2 protein-coding genes are annotated in these 542 nt (G+C 60.5%); both read left to right on the top strand.

Going from position 1 to position 542, the window contains the following annotated elements:
• Window positions 1–42: 42 nt before the first annotated feature.
• A complete protein-coding gene (locus CFR72_RS16935) occupies window positions 43–285 on the top strand; it encodes a conjugal transfer protein TraD (protein ID WP_110914823.1) in 243 nt (80 codons plus the stop codon).
• A partial coding sequence (locus CFR72_RS16930; protein ID WP_167400423.1) for a conjugal transfer protein TraD occupies window positions 282–542 on the top strand: 261 nt, incomplete at its 3' end. The genes CFR72_RS16935 and CFR72_RS16930, both read left to right, overlap by 4 nt.

Raw genomic sequence — 542 nt, 5'->3', positions numbered from 1 at the left:
GCCCTGATCCATCGCCATCAGGCACGAAAGGCACGCACCGACATGCGCGACTGGGCGAAGGCGCGACGGGAACGCACTCATCATCTGATCGAACTGGGCGGTCTGGTCCAGAAGGCGGGACTGGTCGATCTGACCGATGATGACCGCGCCACCCTGCTCGGGGCTTTTCTGGATATTGCAGGACAACTACAGGGCAGCAATGATACTGCTCCGATTGACCTGAAAGCACGCTGGAGACGTGCACTCACATTTTACTGTGCCACAAGGGTTGATTGCTCTGGATGAGTGACGCGGTTCTCGCCTGCGTGGTAGAGTATGCCACAGACCAGCAGGACAGAGGGCGGAAAATGCGCAGGCCACGGGACATTGATGCGGAACTGAAGGCGCTTCAGGAAAAGGCAAAACAGCTTAAGGCGCAACGGACCCTCCAGCTCGGCGAACTGGTCGAGGCGACGGGAGCCGATACCCTGTCGATCGAGGCGCTGGCCGGGGTGCTGCTTGCGGCTGTCGAACAGGCGGACGGCAAACCAGAAGCCGTCGCG

This window comes from Gluconacetobacter entanii, assembly GCF_003206495.1.
Classification (GTDB): domain Bacteria; phylum Pseudomonadota; class Alphaproteobacteria; order Acetobacterales; family Acetobacteraceae; genus Novacetimonas; species Novacetimonas entanii.
Note: the sequence above shows the minus strand (reverse complement) of the source record. Positions and strands in the feature narration are given on the sequence as shown.

What these genes read in the sequence shown, in the direction of transcription:
- CFR72_RS16935 (WP_110914823.1), top strand. Translation starts at nt 43, where the DNA reads ATGCGCGACTGGGCGAAGGCGCGACGGGAACGCACTCATCATCTGATC.